Origin of the sequence: Paenibacillus sophorae (genome assembly GCF_018966525.1) — a bacterium.
GTDB lineage: Bacteria > Bacillota > Bacilli > Paenibacillales > Paenibacillaceae > Paenibacillus_AQ > Paenibacillus_AQ sophorae.
In genome coordinates this window covers 4418434-4436900 of sequence record NZ_CP076607.1, presented here as the reverse complement: position 1 = coordinate 4436900, position 18467 = coordinate 4418434, and the positions used below count along the sequence as shown (strand labels likewise).

Below are 18467 nucleotides of genomic sequence, written 5' to 3'. Positions count from 1 at the left end.
GTGACCATACAATGGTTTCCGGGTCATATGACGAAGGCCAGACGGCAAATCGAGGATAAGCTGAAGCTCATTGACGTTGCTATAGAACTGCTCGATGCCCGTCTTCCGCTGTCCAGCCGCAATCCGATGATTGACGACATTTTGCGGGATAAGCCTCGGCTTATTATTTTGAACAAAAGCGATCTGGCCGATCCCGAAATGAACCGGCAGTGGCTTGCTTTTTTCAAGGGAGAGGGGCATGCCGCGCATCTCGTAGACGCTTCGACCGGTAACGGAGTTAAGGAAATTCCGGATCAGGTCAAGCTTCTGCTCAAAGAAAAAATCGACAAGCAGATCGCCAAAGGGATGAATCCGCGCGCGATGCGGGCGCTCATCGTCGGCATTCCCAATGTGGGCAAATCGACGCTGATCAACCGGATGGCCGGCCGCAACATCGCGGCAACGGGCGACCGCCCTGGCGTAACGAAAGGACAGCAGTGGATCAAGACGGGAGGCAACCTTGAGCTTCTTGATACCCCGGGGATATTGTGGCCGAAGTTCGAGGATCAGCAGGTAGGTTACCGGCTGGCAATTACCGGAGCGATTCGTGAAGAGATTCTCAATGTGGAAGACATCGCGTTCTATGCGGTCAAATATTTGCTGCGGGACTACGGTGACAGATTTCGGGAGCGGTACGGGATTGACAAACTTCCGGAGGATTTGGAGAACCCGGACGAAATTGTGACGGTTATGGAAGAGGTGGGCCGCAAGCGCGGCTGCCTGGTCAGCGGAGGAAGAGTGGATCTCGAGAAGGCTTCCCGTACTCTGCTGCATGAGCTGCGTGCCGGCAAGCTGGGCCGTTTCACGCTGGAAGCTCCGAATACCAGAGGCTAACAGCGCGGTTTGCACTTGATGATGGCAAGCCCAAACGCAGGAAATCTTCCACGTGCAATACAGTTTTATGCGTAACCAGCAATTGAATATCAGTGCGCTGCAGACAAAGAGTTCGCCATTTTCGGCGGCTCTTTTTTTGCATTGAATAGGAAGAGGTTAACGAAAGCGGAGAAACTTTTTGCATAAAATTGCGTTTCAATAACTAGAAGTATAAGCATTGCAGTGTTTACTGATCCGCTAGGGGAAAAGAACCCCCGTAAACTAGTGGAATGACCTTGCCCGCCGGCCTGTGGTAAGCTTAAATATAAAGCAGACGATAAGCAGCGGAAATTACAGTTTGGCAGGTGGGTAACGAATGGATATCGATATGCTGTTCTATGAAAAAGAGGGTTGGGGGCAGTCCTACTTTCGCATTGCCGGAGTGGACGAAGTGGGCAGAGGCTGTCTGTTCGGCGACGTGGTTGCAGCGGCGGTCATTTTGCCGGAGGGTCTGATTATCGAGGGTGTGGATGACTCCAAAAAGCTGACTGCCAAAAAACGGGAAGCCCTGTACGAGTTAATTATGGAGCAGGCGTTGGCTGTTGGTGTGGGTCATGTGGACTCATCCATGATCGATGAAATCAACATCAAGCAGGCTTCAAGGCTGGCCATGAAAAAAGCCGTGAAAGGGCTCGGTATCCTGCCGGATTATATGCTGATTGACGCGGAAAAAATCGATCTCCCTCTGCCCCAGCAGGCGATCATTAAGGGGGATGCCAACAGTCAATCGATCGCAGCGGCGTCCATCATAGCCAAAGTGACTCGCGACAGGCTGTGCGAAGGATTATGGGAGGACTTGTATCCGGATTACGGGATTGCCATACATAAGGGGTATGCGACAAAGCTTCACCGCGAGCGGATTGTAACGCTGGGGCCGACGCCGATGCATCGGCGCAGCTTTTTGGGGAGGATCCTGGTGGAGCAGCCTACATTATTTTAGTAGATTCTTGAAATTAAAAATATAGATGTAGGGCAGTCCGGCCAGGTTGTTAAGCCGGGCTGTTTTTTTCACAAGATAAAATGGAGAACAAACCGCTTCACTTGCAAAAATGTCGGCGGATGCCGATATAAAAGCAAGAAGAAAAGAAGACAGGGGGAAGCGGCGTGAACATTGGGTCTTTGATTCGCGGACTGCTGGGAGACAGCAAGCCTGGAGAAGCGAAAACACTTGAATTGAAAGAAGGACAGTTGGTCCGCGGCGTTGTTCTCAATGTATCGGAATCGGGAAAAGAAGCGTTGGTGCAAATTCACGGCACGCCTGTGCGCGCAGAGCTGGAGACGCCGCTGCAGCCGGGGCAATCACTAACTCTGCAGGTGGGACCTCCGGGTGAGCGGGGGCTGCCGGTATTGAAGCCGGCTCCGGCGGGCAGCAGCGCTTCCCCGCAGACGATGGGGGAGGCGCTGAATGCGCTAGGGCTGACCGATTCAAAGGCAGGGCGCGAGATCATACAGGCCATGCAGGCCGGAGGACTGCCTTTGACCAAGGAAACGGCCGCCAAGCTGAATCTGGTTATGGACGCCAAGCCAGCGAATGTGCCTGTACAGGAGTGGCTGGAAGCGGCTGTCATTGCGGAAAAAAGAGGCCTCCCGGTAACTCCTGAAAGTGTCAGAGGACTTCAGCAGGCGGTGTTCGGGCCGCAGCTTCACCAGCTGTTGTCCGCACTGGAGGATCAGTTGAACCTGTGGATGGAGCAGCAGAAGGGCGGCGGCGAAAGATTGGCGGCGCAGCATGGCGTTAGTACTGGCGCTTCTCCTGAAGCGGCTGGGGGTCTCACCGGAAATGCTGCCAATCCGCCAGCGGGAACTGCCGGAGCGGAGAAAACCTTAAACAATGGAGCACAGGCGGGAAATTCGGGGCCTTCGGGCGTAAACTTGTCGTCCGCCGGAACGGATTCGATTACAACCAACAGTGGCAGTGCTGCGGCGGGGAGCGTAGCGGTGAAGACGGAAGCCGCTGGGGAACCGGCGGACAGAAGCGGGGCAGCTCTGTCGGAGGCTGGTACACCAGGAGATCCGGATGCGGTTGAAGGAATAAACGGAAAGTCGCAGCCCGGACGGGGGATGGAAGCTGCTGGAAGCGCAGCGGAAGCCCCTGGTGAAGGTGGAACCGTCGGCAAAGGCCTGACAGGTGGCAGCGAAGCATCAGTTAATGGCGCGAGCATGCCGGAAGGAGGACAGGCTGCAGGTGAAGCCGGGGCTGAAAGTGAACAGGCAGGCCGGGTTTTGGCGGCAGATGAAGCGCAGGCGCAGACTGGAGAAGCGGAAACGGGCGGAATAGCGGCTAATGAGACCCGGACCAGCAAAGCGCAGAACGGTGGTATGGCCGCAGGCGAAGCGAAGGCTGGAAGCGTGCAGACCGATGGATCGGCACCTGGCGATGCGGGAGCCGGAGGAGTGCGGGCCGATGGGTCTGCGGCTGAAGAGGTGGGAGCCGGAGGAGTGCGGGCCAATGGGTCGGCGGCTGAAGAGGCCGGAGCCGGAGGAGTATGGGCCAATGGGTCGGCGGCTGATGAAGCGCGGGCCGTAAAAGGGCTGGCAGCAGCAGAGGCGCAGCCGCGGGCTGGCGCCCTGCTCGCGAAGCTGCAGGGCGTGCTCGGCGAGCTGCGGGACGCGCTGCCGCAGCTCGCCGCTCTCCCGCCGTCGGACGCGGCGGGAGAGCCTTCCCGCGCGGATGCCGCGCGCGGGAAGGGTCCGGCTGCGGCTCTGCCGCAGCCGGACGCCACCCAGAGCGGAGCATGGGTGGCGCGGGTGCTCAAGCTGCTCGGTGCGGAGCACGAGCAGCAGGCGCTCCGCAGCGGCGGGGGGCTATCCGCCGCCAACGCGGAGCCGGGCCCGGCGCATCCGCAGGGCGCGCCGGGAGCGGTCGCCGGGGAGCGGGCCGGCGACACGGTCAAGGGCGTGCTGCTGCAGGCAATGAGCAGCAGCGACGTTCCCGCGGCGCTGAAAGAAGCCGCGGGGCAGCTGGTACAGCATCTGACCGGCCAGCAGCTGCTGCTGAACACGGACCGGACGGCGCCATTTGCGCAGGTTACGCTGTTCCTGCCGCTTAAGGGACCGGACGGGGAGGAGACCGCTTCCGTCCATATACAGTCCCGGCGGGGGCCCAAGGGGGAGCTTGATGCGTCAAACTGCCGGCTGTGGTTTGATCTGGATATGAAGGCTCTGGGTCAGACGCTCGTCGACGTGCAGGTCGTTGACCGGATTGTCAGCCTGAAGCTGCACAATAATGAGCCATGGGCGCAGGCACTGCTTGAATCGTCGAAGGATGAGATTAAGTCCGCAATAGTGACGATTGGCTATCAGCTTTCCTCCTTTAAGGCTGAGCCGTTCCCTGTTCAAAATACCGAAAAGCCGGGCAAGGGACCGGGCATCCCGGACGATTATGTTCCCGATTCTTACAAAGGAGTGGATTACCGCATATGAAAGATTCTTCCGGGGAACTCTTAAACAAGATGAAAAAAGCGGTAGCGCTCAAATACGTGCCGGGGAAGACCGAAGCTCCGGTCGTTGTCGCCAAGGGACAGGGAAACATTGCTGAAGCGATTTTACAGAAGGCAAAGGAAAACGGCGTTGCCGTCCAGGAGGATGCCGCATTAGTCGAGGTGCTTTCCAAACTTGATCTCGACCAGCAAATTCCACCCGAATTATATCACTTGGTAGCTGAAATATTAAGCTATGTCTACCGCAGTGATGCCGCCGCCGGAACCAGGGAATGGCATGAACGAATTGAATGAGCTGAACGGAAAGGCGGAGAATTACGCCAAGAGCGAAGAAGCCTATTATAACCGTAAGCAAAAAGGCAGAGCAGCCGAAGAAGCAGCCGTGCTTTACCTTTCCGCCAAAGGCTATGGCATTATGGAGCGCAACTGGCGCTGCCGGACGGGAGAGATCGACATTATAGCCGAGCAGGGCGGCCGCCTGGTTTTTGTCGAAGTGCGCAGCCGAAGCGGAACTCTGGTGCAGGGAACGCCGGAGGAATCGGTAGATGCCCGCAAGATAGACCAGGTGCGGCGGACAGCGGGAGTTTATATGCATGCCAATCGTCAAGGCGAACGTCTCGTGTCTTTTGATGTCATTACCGTAATGTTAAACAGGGATTTAAGTATCGCTTCGCTCAATCATATTTGCGAGGCATTCTAAAGTTAGGGTGGTTTATACGAAAAGTACAAATGCCTGTCGGAGGCAACAATATTGACTTTTGAGCAATCCAGGCTCGTTAACTATGGGATTAGAGTTTCAAAAAGGCGGTGCTATGGGTCAGTCCCGAATGAAAATGGGTATACATTAGTGTAACCGTTTATTACATGCAAGAGGAGGCTGTCCGAGTGAAACAACAACCGTATGATATACAAGTGAAATTTGTATGCCAACATTGCGGGCAGGAAATTGGAGTTGTATTTAATTCAGAGCCGGTTACGACCATCAACTGCGGCTCGTGCCGTCAGACTTTTACTGTCATGAGGCCGGCGATCGCGGAAGAAATATTAATTGATTGGGAAAATGAAGCGCTGTTCCAAAAAATACGCGCGGATAAGTCGCAGAGCAATAATTCTAGCTTGATGATGCTGATTATTAATGTAATTGAACTACTGACCTGGCGGGATAACGGAGGCGGGCAGGTTGAGGCGATTAAAGCGATGCGGCAATGGCTGATTGAGAATGAGGGTACGCCGATTCTTGCCGAACTGATGCAATCATCAGACAATCCGCGGTTTCATAAGCGTAATTTGTGAATCGGTGGAAAGCGGAAGCTTCGATCTGATACAGCAGATATTAAGGGTGAGCAGGAATCGCAATAAGGCTTCGGGCGTAACTGGCAAGAGTCACGTGCGGAGCCTGTTTGCTATGCATGAAGAAAGCATCAAGTAAGCGTTTTTTTATATAAGTAAATAAAACTGGGCGCTTATCTTTTGCCTTATACTTCTACGAGAAACGCATCCTGTTTTTATAAGGCTGTCTATATACATATGAAATCGTAAACAGAGGAGGAGAGGGATGGATGACAAAAGTCTTTTTCACGTCGGATCATCATTTTGGGCATAAAGCCATTATTGATTATGAATCCAGGCCGTTTGAGAATGCGGAGCAGATGAATGAATCGATGATTGCGAGCTGGAACGAAACGGTAGGCAAAGCGGATCAGGTATTTCATCTGGGGGATTTTTCATTTTTGGGCAAAGAGGGGACAAGCCAAATACTGTGCAGACTGAACGGTTACAAGACGATGGTTCTGGGCAACCATGACCGTGACCGTTCCCGCAGCTGGTGGCTGGATGCCGGATTTCAGGAAGTGAGCGGGAACGGCATTATTTATAAGGATTTTTTTCTGCTTACCCATGAGCCTTTGTACATGAATCGGCACATGCCTTACGTAAATATACACGGTCATATCCATGGGCAAAAGTACGAAGGGATCAATCATTTCAATGTTTGTGTGGAGCACTGGAATTATAAGCCGGTGTCATTTGAAGCCATTATGGATGCCTTGGCCTCGCAACAGGAAGCGATCGGGAACCCGCCGGCCGAAAGCTGATTCATTTAGTCTTTCTTGCGTTTGCAGTCCGGTAGAATATCGAGTCTGCAACAGATGCTAATAGAACGAACCAGATTATTAGGCGTATTTAGGATGGCTCTCCGCTTAAACACACTTTTTCGCGGCTGACTCGCACATTTCGTCTAATTTTTTCTTCTATAATATGAAGTGAAAAGAACGCTTGGATTCTATTCCTCCTCCAGGGGCTGCTTGTCCAGGTTGCGGTACTGCAGCGCCTCCGCAATGTGTGCGGATGAAATCCGGTCCGCTCCGTCCATGTCGGCGATGGTGCGGGACAGCTTTAGAATGCGGTCGTAAGAACGCATACTTAGTCCCAGGTTCTCCAGCAGTGAGTGCAGCATTCGGGCGCCCTCGGGACCGGGATCGGCGTAACGGCGAAGAGATGTGCCGTAAAGCTCGCTGTTCCAGGAGATGGGCAGGCGTCGGTAGCGCTCAGCCTGAATGGCTTGAGCCGCTTCCACACTGGAGCGCATTTCCGCCGTCGACAGGCTGGCGCTTCGTCCGTTAATATCCCATTCTCTGGGCCTTGGCACATCCACCTGGAGGTCGATGCGGTCCAGCAGCGGCCCCGAGATCCGCCCACGGTACTGAGCGATGCGCGCAGCGCTGCATGTGCATCGCTGCTGGGGATGCCCGCTACCCAGAAAGCCGCAGTGGCACGGATTCATTGAAGCGGCAAGCATAAATCTAGCTGGAAAGGTAAACGCGGCCCTTGCCCGGCTGATCGTTACGACATGGTCCTCCAGCGGCTGGCGCAGCACTTCCAGCACGCTGCGTGTGAATTCAGGCATCTCGTCAAGGAACAGAATGCCCCGATGCGCCAGACTGACCTCGCCCGGCTTTGGAACGCTGCCGCCGCCAATCAACCCCGCTGCGGAGATGGTGTGATGGGGCGAGCGGAAGGGTCTCTCTCGAATCAGTCCCCGGTGAGCGTCCTTCAGCTTGCCTGCGGCGCTGAATATTTGGGTGACCTCCAGCGCTTCGCTGTCGGTCAGGGCCGGCAGAATACCGGGCAGCCGCTTGATCATCATCGTCTTGCCCGTGCCGGGCGGGCCAATAAGAAGGATGTTATGCATTCCGGCGGCGGCAATGGTGAGCGCCCGTTTGACATGATGCTGGCCCAGCACATCGCTGTAGTCCTCTTGCATTGCTTCTGCAGATTCGGTGTTGGAGGGAAAGCTGACGGGAGCAATATAACGAAGATGCTCCAGTGAAAGCGCCATTACAGGCTGAGACAGGCTTGGCCCGCTGCTTGTCGTTACCGGAAACGGCAGGCTGTTCGTTCCGTCGTCCAGTTCAACCGCCGTATCGGAATTGGCTGAACCTGCAGTTTCGGTGGCTTCAGAAGTGCCTTTCCGTTCTTCCATCTCAATGATACTTTCAGTATGCGAAGGTTGCGGCTCCGGTCCTCGCAGATCCCGCAAATGATCAACAGCGTAGACCAGCATTCCGCCGATTAGGGCTGCTTCCGCCGCGTTGCCGCGCGGCAGCAGCACAGCCCCGAAACCGGCCTTTCGGGCGGCCTCGATCATCGGCAGCACGCCGGTTACCGGACGGAGGCTGCCGTCAAGCGCAAGCTCACCGATCATTAGCGTTGTTCTCGCGGCTGGCATCACAAGCTGACCGCTTGTCGTCAGAATGCCGACAGCGATCGCGAGATCAAAAGCAGAGCCTTCCTTGCGCAGATCGGCCGGGGCCAGATTAATGGTAACCCGCTGCTGCGGATAGCGGAACCCGCAATTCCTCACGGCTGAGCGGACGCGAAGAGCCGCCTCGCGTATGGCAGAGTCGGGAAGCCCGATAATGTTTATAATAGGATACATTGTCACGATAAAAATACCCCACAGAGGATTAATATCCAAAGTGGGGTTAAGTGTTTAATACGTGCTTGGTGGTGTGCGTGGAGTTTAAGCAGACAAGTCACACAGAGTCTATTTTCTTTGTTTTGGTTAGATAGTTAAGTTCAGTTCTGCTTATCTTTATGTATGTTCATTGTTATCTTCAAACTGATAATTTTTAACTTTTTTTAAGATACGGTCTTCAATCTCTTCTATGCACTCAGTTGTAAAAATGCTATTCATTTATATATTTCTCCTCAACAAATAAAATAACGCTGTTCGCCACACGAACAACGCACCATCAACTTACGAACAATCAAAAACTCTTAAACCCTTTATATTTACTGCTTTTTATCCACTTTTTGCCGTTTGCTCTTCTTAGTTATTACTACGATTAATCAGATATAATTTTATTGGGATTATATATAGATTTTTCAAATAATTTATATGTATCGACTGCCAATAAGCCAGTACAAACTAAAAATGGGTTTATATATATGTATGTTTTACCATTTATTTTTACTCTTTTGATTACATCGTAATATTCTAACTCTTTTAAAATACTGTTTAATTTTGTTCTTCCTATTCTTAAAAATTCACACATTTCATCTTGGTTTGGATGCTTCCCATTCAACATAATAGTGTTAGAGGGGAAATGTAGTTTGCCAATAAATCGTCCCAAGAACCCTGCCGCCTCAATGCTCAAATCAGAGTTTTCAAACATATAATTCACATCCACCCTAAATATCTTGTTGAATTCATGATTTTCTTTGACTGAAAAAACCTCATATGGTTCACCTAACTTGTCTTTGATTATTCTTACTTCAGCGTTAATCCCCAGTTCAGAGAGTGTACGAACGCTTTGATTAGCGTGTGTCAATAAGTCTTCTTCGACGGTTCTTTTAATGTCGTCAGTATCTATTATTTCACCTGTATGTGTATCGACAATTTGATTACCAATTTTGTCGTAACGACCTAAAACTTTCATGTTGCAACTCCTAAACGTATAATATAATTTATTAAAATCTGATTGTTTCTTTGACTTTTTTAAAAGCAGAAATAAATTGTTTCAGTTCGATTTCTGTGTTGTACTTTCTTACACAGTCATGCAGGGCATCGGTTTTATCGAAATACATAGTCACTTTTCCGTTTTCCTTGTAAACAGTTACGATTTGAAAACCATTCATCACTAAGTAAGCAGCCAAATTAGTACTTTGCGTGTAATACAATTTGTTCATTTAAACTCTCCTAATCAATTTAATTTCTGTATTCGAGCGTGAGGGGTGAATTGCCGTAGGCAAGAGGGGTGGTGCGCAGGTCGGACATTTTGACAGCAGCGCGCTAGCGATGATGGAAACTTGACCGAGTTGGTTTAGCACCCCTAATTCCCACAAAAACAAAAAGAGACGCATATTTCAGCGCCTCTTACTTAAAATCTCATTTTTGCAATTTTCCAAGTCTAAAAACCCTTGTAAGCACTAGCTTTTTTCACTCAAAAAACCTCATAAAAGTACAATTTCATTGGGTTCTACTAATCTTTATTTTTAAATTTCTTATGTACTTCTAATGCTCTTAAATACTGTTCGTGTTCTTCAGCAAGCATTTTCTTATAGTATTCCTCTTTATTGTCCTCAATAAATTTCATTACGTTTACAATACTCATACTGATCACCCTTTACATTGTTGGAGTAGCGGCAACCGTCTTTTTCTTTTCTTCTAAGAAATCTACGCCTTGACGGATAACAATATCGATCAGGTTTTTCTGTGATTCAGTAGGGGAGAGGCCAATTTCTTTAAATACCTTATCAACCACATCGAGAGACAAATTAACTTTATCTTCTTTATTATCCGTATCAATCAAATCCACAACATAGTCTGTTGCAATATCAGCAATGTCTAGCACAGAGTTTACAGCTTTGACATTTACACTTTCGACTTCAATTGCTTTGACAACTGCATTAACAATATCGATACCAGTATCAACCTTTTCAGCAATATCAATTGCAATATTTTTGTTAATCCATCCTTTAGACTTAGCGAAGGGAAGAGCAATAAAACCAACTACAAACACGAGAAGGGCAAGCCCGATAGCGATATAGAAATTTTCCATTTTTATAAATCCTCCTATGTATTATTAAATATATTTACTTTTGAGTGGGTTAGCTAATATAATATTTCTTGTTTGCATTATCCCAAGATACTTTAATTCCATTTTCGATTAAAAGGTCAACAGGAAAATAACCCTTGCCATCTTTTAAGAATCCTTCAAGTACAGTGTTATCTTTGGTACGAATAATTTTTACAGTTTGCACTTCATCATTATCCTTTTTCTCATCTTTCTTTACCTCGCCAATATCCAAACTCTTTATGTATTCAATTTGTGCTTGAATTTGCTTATCGGATGGTCTCTTACCATTAAAATAATCTTTCTCATCTAATCCAAATGGCATTTCAAAATGAGGACGATCTTTAAAGTTTCTCCAATCACCACCCCAAAGAAATCCTAACTTCTTAGCCTCTTCTACGACTTCCATCCAGTCAGCCATCTTATCATTATCAAAATCGGCTTCACAATTCCACGAAACATCTTTACCATCATTAATCAGAATTGCAAAATCAATAGCAATTCCGTAGTTGTGGTAACTCATACCACCCTTAACTTTGGTTACAATTGTTCCCTGTTTAGTTCTTCCTTGTGCGTACAAATCATCTTGTTCTTGTTTTGTTCTATAACCTTGGACAATTTTAATAAGCACTCCTCGGTTAAAGGACTTTTCGATAAGTTTACGGGCAGCAAATTCAATTGCTGGATTCAGATTTTTGAACATGGATTCATTTTTTGAAATAACTTGTTCAAGTGTTAACATGTGGTTGCTCCTTTCAAATCTTGTGATATAATTTTAGTAGAGACGATATTATTTATTAATGCTCTAGGTGGTAGGGCTGATAAATTTTATCGTCTTTTAAATTGTTTTAGTTTGGTCATTATTTCTATCCATTGATGCAATTTCTTCATCTGTAACATCGGAAACTTTATTTATTTCTTTCCTGAATTTCAACAAGAGTATATTGAGTAACATCCTAGTGTTTTTATCTGGTTTCGCATCAAGCAAATTTTCAAATAGTGATTGTATCTCAACCACTAAAAGCACAGATAGGATCATTGACGACAATCCTTCGCTTAATAGTGAAATTGGAATAACATATGTAATCATTCTTGCGATACTTAACACCACAAAATAAGTAAAAAGTTTTGAGACCATGCCTTGCACAGCCAGTCTAGAACGAATTTTCCCCGTTTTTGTGGCATTAATATATCCTCCATATTTACGCGCATTAGCAAACACCCTAGTAACAATATCTAAAATAAATAGGGTAAATATTGCATAAAACGCTAAGTTCGGTTCTCCAATCATAAATAAAAAGAGACCAACAATTGATCCCCAAATAGTTGATCCCACATCCGTAAAGTAATATCTTAAATGTTGATATGTATCTACTGCTACTTGTCTCCAATACAATTTATTTCCCCCAAGTCAAAATAAAAAAGAGGAGTCAATAAAACCCCTCTTTCATGATAAGTTTGATATTAAAATATAATTACAAAATTTCTGTTTCCTTGTCCTCTAACGCTAATGTAACTGTTTAAGTCACCAACATTACGTTTCTTAATTAGAATCTCTGCTGTTAATTCATTATCTCCTGAAACTCTTGGAGATAAATGCCCAAATAATTCAGGGTTATTAACGGTCAATTCGCCATCAATCTGATTAACGGCTTTAACCATCAAGATACCAGACATCTCACTAATGTTCTTAACATCGATTATAGAATCTAAATATTCTTTGTCTTTTACATAAATATAACCTTCGGCTTCCGTAGTATATTTAACAGTTAAGGTTGCATCAATTTGAGGTCTTGAATAGCCAATCTTAGAATCAATATTATCATAGTAAGGAACTTCGATTTGACTATCTACACCGCTATCACCAATTGCCCTGATTACCAAGTATGCATTCATGTCTGGTTGAGACGTGGTGATAAACGAATCAATAGTTTCCTCTACTTCAGAAGTTCTTACGGTTAGTTTTCCATCAATGTTGCTTTGAACTTTAGTATAGTCTGAAACAGAGAGAATGACGCCAAAATCTGGGCAATTAACCGTTATATTACCTTCCAAAAATTCACTGGTTGGCTTGGCAACTGTAATAATACTTGGCATAGACATATTTGGATCAACGGTTAACCATGAGTCCATATATGGATTACTGATACCAATTGCTGAATTAACTTCTGTTATACTTCGAACGCCCACTGTGATACTTGAATCTAAATCACTAAATTCTCTTCTTTGGATGGTCATTGTCGAAAACAAGTCTGGTTTAGAAATTTGAATATTGGCAATCATATCGCCATACATAAAGTCTTGTTGTTTATGCACATATAAATAAGACTCTAAGTTATTTATTCCCACATCACTATCTACGGTTAATTTTGCAGATATATCACTGCTACCTTTACCATATACAAATATGCTGGATTCTAACTCGCTTCGACCAATGCTATATATTTGAGAGGTTATGTATTCTACAATTAGCTGAGGATGGTAATCTGATTCGCGTGTAAAGAATGTATATCGAGTATCATCAGGTGTTAAAATAATAAAACCATAGTTATTTAGAGTACCATCTTGCCATCTCTTGGCTATGTCTTTAACATCAAACTCAACATATCTTTGGATAGTGTTAATTGTAAAAGTGTCGCTAAGAAGCTCTGTTGAAAATGGCTTGTTTGCATCAGTTACACCCATTTCACGCCAAATCGTATTTGGTTGGTGTAGCTCAATGTTAGCCCCACTTGTAACATTAGTATAGTACAACCTTAGCTTTGCACTCTCAATAAACTTTAGATCAGGAATCGATTCTGTGAAGTCTGCAAATTGTACAAACGCTCCAAATTCCTCATCAATGCTTTGACCAGTCAACATACTACGTGTATCGCCATAGTTTATTGTATGTAAATCTTCTCTGCTTCTAGTTGTTGCATCTGCAATGGGAGAGAGGACTTTTGTAACCTTTGGTGCGCTCATCAACTCAAACTTGCCAAACATTTGATTATGCGGTCTAACTTCTATGTATGATTCCAAGTACTGTACGGCAACAGCTTCAATTTCACCGTCAATATCACTGTTTTTGGTGTACACAACATCGATAACTGAGTTTATATCATTATCTTTACTTACTTTAACAGTAATGGTGGATCGTAAATCATCACCATTACTTTGCTTTATTACAATACTACTATCTAAATCGTTATCCTCTTGACGATAAAGAGTAAAGCTACCTTGCATTTGATTAGATAGCCTGTTTTTTACCGTAATAATACTACTTATTTCATCTAACTCATCCACTTACACACTTCCTATCTCATTGTATTGAGATCGATTATACTGGATCTGCTTTTGCTCTAATCTCAAACTGCCCATTTGGTGTTGCTGTTGCTGTTAATTGTGTGACTATCCTTACAAAAAACTCAAACTCATCGTTTTCGTTAAAAAACATATTAAATAGTAGGGGGTCTTCAGGAGAAAAAGGAAAGTTTGACCGGGACAGTTCAATCGTTACGCCTTCTGGTAAATTTTCTTTTTGAACTTCAAGAATTAGATTTTGTAATTGTACGCCTAATTGATTCTTTGCGATAACTTTTTGTTCAAGCGTTGTCTGACCAGCAATTAAATCTCCAAAATCCAAGTGTTTTAAGATTTCACCTAAAGAGTTAGAATAATAATTTCCACTTTCATCTTTAAACATGATGCCCGAATAAGTTCCAATGAAAGTTGTTTCCCAGAAATCGGTTTGACCCCAATAATCTTGAAACTCTACTCTTAATGTATTTTCCTGTCCAAATACAATGTTGCTTTCGGAAAGATTGAGTTGTATGTTGAGAGGGGAGGGGAGGAGAGGAGAAAAATCTCCAGAAGACGGATAATAGGGAGTATTATTTAAAATAACTCTATATTGAACCTTGCCAGCATCAACATCGTCCAATGTTCCAACAATTTTATTGCCCCGTAGCGACACCTGTATAGTAGCCGTTGTATTTAGCAGATAAAATGCCAAATTATCAAATTTAACATCATTAGTGGGAGCACTAGATACTACTTTTAAATAATCTAATTGTACATTTTCGGCACTATTATGAATGCTATTATCTAAATAATATCCAACTTTATTAACTCCTACTAAGTAACTTTCTGGTATGGTATTAAGCACTTCAATACTAATTCCTTGTTTTTTAATAATGCTTTTATCTGCAATCGAGATTGTGCGCCACTTATCAAATTTATATGTCTTCCACGTTAGTCCAGAATCAAATGATACGATAAATCTCAATGTTCCTTCAACAGTCTGAGGTATCTTACTTGCAATCAATGATTTAATTGTCCCATATGAGTTAATATCAGTTGGATGGACTATCAACTGCTCGAATGGTAATGCCTCATACGTGAGACTTGGTTCGTTACCAACAACAATACTTTCATTATCTGTCCATGCAACAACTTCAAAATCTCCATCTATTTCATCTAACGGTGTATAGTTTGCAGTAATATCAACGCTTGCCGATGATTTAGTCGCATCATCTGTATAATATAAAACATCAACGCTAGAACCAAATTCATCGTAAAGAGTGAATACTTCCGTCTCTGTCGTAACTGCTGATTCAGTTTGAGAAGCATTGTCCGTATATTCAATTATTTGAATTATTTGATCTTCCCATTCTTCGGCAAGAGTGAAGGGAGTAGTTTCAATGCTGAATTGTGCTTCTGTTTTTGTTGAGTCGTCTGTGTAGTAGCATAATTCGACTGCTCCAGTTAATTGTTGCCATGCTGATTGAGGTATAGTTGATATATCGTCCATTCCACCAAGATAGTCTGCTTCTGTCGGAGAAGAAGAAACATTTTCCCATACGTTTGAAGCGTATTTTTTGTACATACCACTATGGAAGACCAACGTTTTATTGTTTATTAACTCCATCATTTCCATTTCAGCAACAGAAACCCATGCTCCTGCACCATCGTTTGCAGTTATATCAAGCCTATAGTGTGTATAGGCGGTTGAATTGCTGAATGTATATTCTCTTTTTGTACTTGTAGCCCAACCTGTCTCATTTGTTCTTGTGTCAAGAGTGACCCAAGAAGAACCGTCATTACTTCCTTTAAAACTGAAAGTCTTTGGTGATCTGGTTAATGCGCCTGTTTGTGGCATCAATGTATATTTGCTAATCTTTTTCGCTGTTGGAAATTGATATTGAAGCCAAGCTGTTCCTGTAAAGGTATCAAGAACCCAACCATCAGTGAGTACATCATCAAAAGCTTTCCACGCAGGATAAGAAGCATGGGAAGCACTCACGCTTGCAACACCGCTAGGTGCTGTATTGCTTGTCATGGTAGGAATAACATTTGTGTAAGGCATACTATCTCACTCTCCTTCCTTATAAAACAATCATTTTATGTTCTATGTAATTGTCACATTCTTAATTGGTATTTTAGTTGAGTCGATAGACTGTTTAAATACTTTACCAGAACCAATGGCCGTATCCCCTCTATTTACAAATGACTTTCTACTAAAAGCAGTATCCAAATTTACAATAGTATTTTTATCCATTCCGTTCTTAATGAAACTGCCTTCTACTGCCACGGGTTCGATGATTAACCCTGTTCCATCATATCCTTCTTTACATGCAATTAGATTAAACTCATTTGCCGACTTCCTGTTTGCCCCATCAGACACAGAGGAGATTATTTCCAGCCTATACTTGTTATATGAGTTTGTCGTTTTAAGAGTGAATTCCTTGGTTTCTCCCAATATCCAATTTTTAATTCCTGTTTGTGAATCTAATTCTTCCCAACCATCACCGTTGCTCCCATAAACTTTCCACGTTTGAGGTGATAGAGGAATTGTATCAGCACTTCCTGTTAGAGTGTAAGAGAAAGGAATCTGTTTGTTGCTACCCAAATCAATCTCAACCTTCGCTGAAGAAGAAATGTTGTTCGACAACCATAAGCTCGAAGTTACCCCATCGAATAACTTCCAAGCCTGAAAGGATGAACCATCAGTATCGCCAGTAACAGTTACTCCATTTGAAGTGTATGTGGTCATAACTGGTATTATTTTTTCTGCTCCCTTTGTCTTTGGACGAGCAGCATAATACTCGTTACCTGATGAAATCAAGAATTTATTTAAAATTGAAACTTCCATCAATTCCATTTCGGATATTGCAAGATAATTGATACTTCCTTGATTTGCGGTTACATTGATTCTATAATATCGGTAAGCAGTATTATTGCTAAATGTGTATTCTCTCCTTGCGTTGGCAGTCCATGAAGGTTCATTACTTCTTGTATCTAAAACAGTCCAGTTTGAAGTGTCATTACTTCCTTCAAAAGTCCAGTTTTTAGGCATACATATATCCAATCCACTTTCGTTGCTCAATTGAAGGGAGTATTTCCCAACAATTCTAGCAACGCCTAAATCAATTCTCAACCATCCTGTCAACGTACCAGCAGGAGTTAACCATGATTGAAAATTACCTGTAACACTCCTATTAAATGCTTTCCATGCTGGATAGCTGGTTGCATCTATTTGTGATGATGCAGATATCACGTATGGTGTTGGTGCGTTACTAGCTGTCATTTGCGGAACTATATTTGCACTATATGTTGGCATTTTCTCGCCTTCCCATCTAATTCATTACTAAATAAAACATTTCATTTAAACAAAACAAAAAGAAGTAGAGCATTTAACCCCACTTCTTACTGAAATAATATCTTATTTATTTTCCTCTTCGATAAATCAATTGTGTGCGAAAATGTTTTTCCTGTACCTAAATTAACTGATGCATCATTGATATCGGTAATTCCTTCGATTTCATCTGGAACCAAAAGAGAGTTGTCTAAACCATAACTTAGAAAGTTGTGTTCGCTAGATGATTTTAAGTCTATTATCTTTGGGAAAACAAAATCAACATTATTGGCAACGCCACTTATCGTTGTTCCAGTAACCAAATTGTCTACTGTACCATTTTTGCTATCTTGAAATTTAAAATAAGCATTCATGTTCGCTGTAGATAGCGATAAGCTTCCTGCCTTAAAATCCGATAATTCTTGTGTAGTAGCAACTCTGGTGATCGAAGCAAAATCTTTTATATTAAAACTGCCAAAAGTCCCATTACCAACGGTTAAATATCCCGTAGTTTCAGTAGTTTGAATATTCGAAACAGTTTGAGTCGTATAGGGCGTAGTCATATTATCGACATACAATTTAGCTGCACCGCTATTCGTTGTACCGTCCCAAGTATACGCTATGTCGTGCCATTTACCATCACAAATATTTAGTAAAGGAGAGTTGGTTTGTAGATTAATTGAAGCTAATGAAGATGTGTATGCGGAATATATAACTACTGTTCCAATGGTACTTATAGATGCTTTAAATTTACTAACATTGCCTGAGTTTATATGGCTGATTATATCCATTGTTCCTGATGGTAAATTATCTACTTTCACCTTAAACATAACTGTCTGTGCAAGATTTCTTGCAGTTACTACTTTATTGTTAAATGCCACGCTAGACCCAGTATTCACGACCATATTTTTTTCAGTATTTATTGACTTTACATTATTTTCGGACGAAAGTAAGATTTTATTTAGATACTGTTTGTGCATTGTTAACTCTTTAATTCCTAAAAAAGTTGTGCTACCATTGTTCGCGGTTACGTTGATTCTATATCTTTTATAAGCAACTGTATTTGTAAAAGTAAACTCCTGTGGTGTAGCATAAGAAGTAACGTTCGTCCTTGTATCTAACACAACCCAAGTAGTACCATCTTGACTACCTTCAAAAGTCCAGTTTTTAGGCGATCTATTATCAGTATATCCGTAGTTAACATAAGCATCTATCACTGTTGCTGTTGAAAATTCATATGCTAACCATCCTATGAGTGTTCCGCTTGCGGTGTTCCATCCTATATCTGCTGTATCTCTATTAAAGGCATTCCAAGCTGTATTAGTATTTGATTGCGTACTTGCAGTAACCACACCGCCTGGGGCAGTCATTGAAGTCATTTGTGGTATTAAATTTACACCAAAACTACCCATTCTCTCACTC

Annotated in this window: 18 protein-coding genes; 7 read left to right on the top strand and 11 right to left on the bottom strand. The window is 44.1% G+C overall.

Features of this window, described 5'->3' with window-relative positions; translation table 11 throughout:
* The 7 genes from ylqF to KP014_RS21450 all read left to right on the top strand — a co-directional run bounded on the left by ylqF (position 1) and on the right by KP014_RS21450 (position 6445).
* Positions 1–873 carry a ribosome biogenesis GTPase YlqF gene (gene ylqF / locus KP014_RS21480; protein ID WP_036603565.1) on the top strand — a complete coding sequence of 291 codons (873 nt, stop codon included), beginning with the start codon at positions 1–3 and terminating at the stop codon, positions 871–873.
* A gap of 355 nt (positions 874–1228) precedes the next feature.
* A complete protein-coding gene (locus KP014_RS21475) occupies positions 1229–1852 on the top strand; it encodes a ribonuclease HII (protein ID WP_051500612.1) in 624 nt (207 codons plus the stop codon).
* A 164-nt stretch (positions 1853–2016) separates the two neighbouring features.
* A complete protein-coding gene (locus tag KP014_RS21470) occupies positions 2017–4335 on the top strand; it encodes a hypothetical protein (RefSeq protein WP_090833769.1) in 2319 nt (772 codons plus the stop codon).
* Entirely contained in the window at positions 4332–4646 is a 315-nt protein-coding gene (locus KP014_RS21465) for an EscU/YscU/HrcU family type III secretion system export apparatus switch protein (protein ID WP_036589877.1), read from the top strand. Before KP014_RS21470 ends, KP014_RS21465 begins: the two co-directional genes overlap by 4 nt.
* Positions 4630–5052, top strand: a complete 423-nt coding sequence (locus tag KP014_RS21460; RefSeq protein ID WP_090833768.1) for a YraN family protein — start codon at positions 4630–4632, stop codon at positions 5050–5052. Before KP014_RS21465 ends, KP014_RS21460 begins: the two co-directional genes overlap by 17 nt.
* A gap of 185 nt (positions 5053–5237) precedes the next feature.
* Positions 5238–5645 carry a hypothetical protein gene (locus tag KP014_RS21455; protein ID WP_090833767.1) on the top strand — a complete coding sequence of 136 codons (408 nt, stop codon included), beginning with the start codon at positions 5238–5240 and terminating at the stop codon, positions 5643–5645.
* 266 nt (positions 5646–5911) lie between these two features.
* The gene (locus tag KP014_RS21450) at positions 5912–6445 is read left to right on the top strand and encodes a metallophosphoesterase (protein WP_036589876.1); all 534 of its coding nucleotides are present in this window, start codon (positions 5912–5914) and stop codon (positions 6443–6445) included.
* A 188-nt stretch (positions 6446–6633) separates the two neighbouring features.
* Here the strand turns inward: KP014_RS21450 and KP014_RS21445 are convergent, their stop codons facing one another.
* The 11 genes from KP014_RS21445 to KP014_RS21400 all read right to left on the bottom strand — a co-directional run bounded on the left by KP014_RS21445 (position 6634) and on the right by KP014_RS21400 (position 18457).
* On the bottom strand, positions 6634–8289 hold the full coding sequence (locus KP014_RS21445; protein WP_090833790.1) for a YifB family Mg chelatase-like AAA ATPase: 1656 nt from the start codon (positions 8287–8289) through the stop codon (positions 6634–6636).
* A gap of 409 nt (positions 8290–8698) precedes the next feature.
* A complete protein-coding gene (locus tag KP014_RS21440; RefSeq protein WP_036588557.1) occupies positions 8699–9292 on the bottom strand; it encodes a hypothetical protein in 594 nt (197 codons plus the stop codon).
* A 31-nt stretch (positions 9293–9323) separates the two neighbouring features.
* Positions 9324–9542 (bottom strand): DUF5659 domain-containing protein, encoded by a 219-nt coding sequence (locus KP014_RS21435; RefSeq protein ID WP_036588554.1) that lies wholly within the window; start codon positions 9540–9542, stop codon positions 9324–9326.
* Positions 9543–9835: 293 nt separating this feature from the next.
* Positions 9836–9967, bottom strand: a complete 132-nt coding sequence (locus KP014_RS29155) for a hypothetical protein (protein WP_281426423.1) — start codon at positions 9965–9967, stop codon at positions 9836–9838.
* 12 nt (positions 9968–9979) lie between these two features.
* The gene (locus KP014_RS21430; protein WP_036588552.1) at positions 9980–10414 is read right to left on the bottom strand and encodes a hypothetical protein; all 435 of its coding nucleotides are present in this window, start codon (positions 10412–10414) and stop codon (positions 9980–9982) included.
* Positions 10415–10463: 49 nt separating this feature from the next.
* Positions 10464–11171: a M15 family metallopeptidase gene (locus KP014_RS21425; protein WP_036588551.1), complete on the bottom strand. Its 708-nt coding sequence runs from the start codon at positions 11169–11171 to the stop codon at positions 10464–10466.
* Positions 11172–11267: 96 nt separating this feature from the next.
* A complete protein-coding gene (locus tag KP014_RS21420; protein ID WP_036588549.1) occupies positions 11268–11825 on the bottom strand; it encodes a phage holin family protein in 558 nt (185 codons plus the stop codon).
* Between the two features lie 68 nt (positions 11826–11893).
* Positions 11894–13714, bottom strand: a complete 1821-nt coding sequence (locus KP014_RS21415) for a DNRLRE domain-containing protein (RefSeq protein WP_036588546.1) — start codon at positions 13712–13714, stop codon at positions 11894–11896.
* A gap of 34 nt (positions 13715–13748) precedes the next feature.
* Positions 13749–15776 carry a discoidin domain-containing protein gene (locus KP014_RS21410; protein WP_051499350.1) on the bottom strand — a complete coding sequence of 676 codons (2028 nt, stop codon included), beginning with the start codon at positions 15774–15776 and terminating at the stop codon, positions 13749–13751.
* A 42-nt stretch (positions 15777–15818) separates the two neighbouring features.
* Positions 15819–17030: a discoidin domain-containing protein gene (locus tag KP014_RS21405; protein WP_051499348.1), complete on the bottom strand. Its 1212-nt coding sequence runs from the start codon at positions 17028–17030 to the stop codon at positions 15819–15821.
* Positions 17031–17116: 86 nt separating this feature from the next.
* A complete protein-coding gene (locus KP014_RS21400) occupies positions 17117–18457 on the bottom strand; it encodes a discoidin domain-containing protein (RefSeq protein WP_051499346.1) in 1341 nt (446 codons plus the stop codon).
* Positions 18458–18467 lie beyond the last annotated feature (10 nt).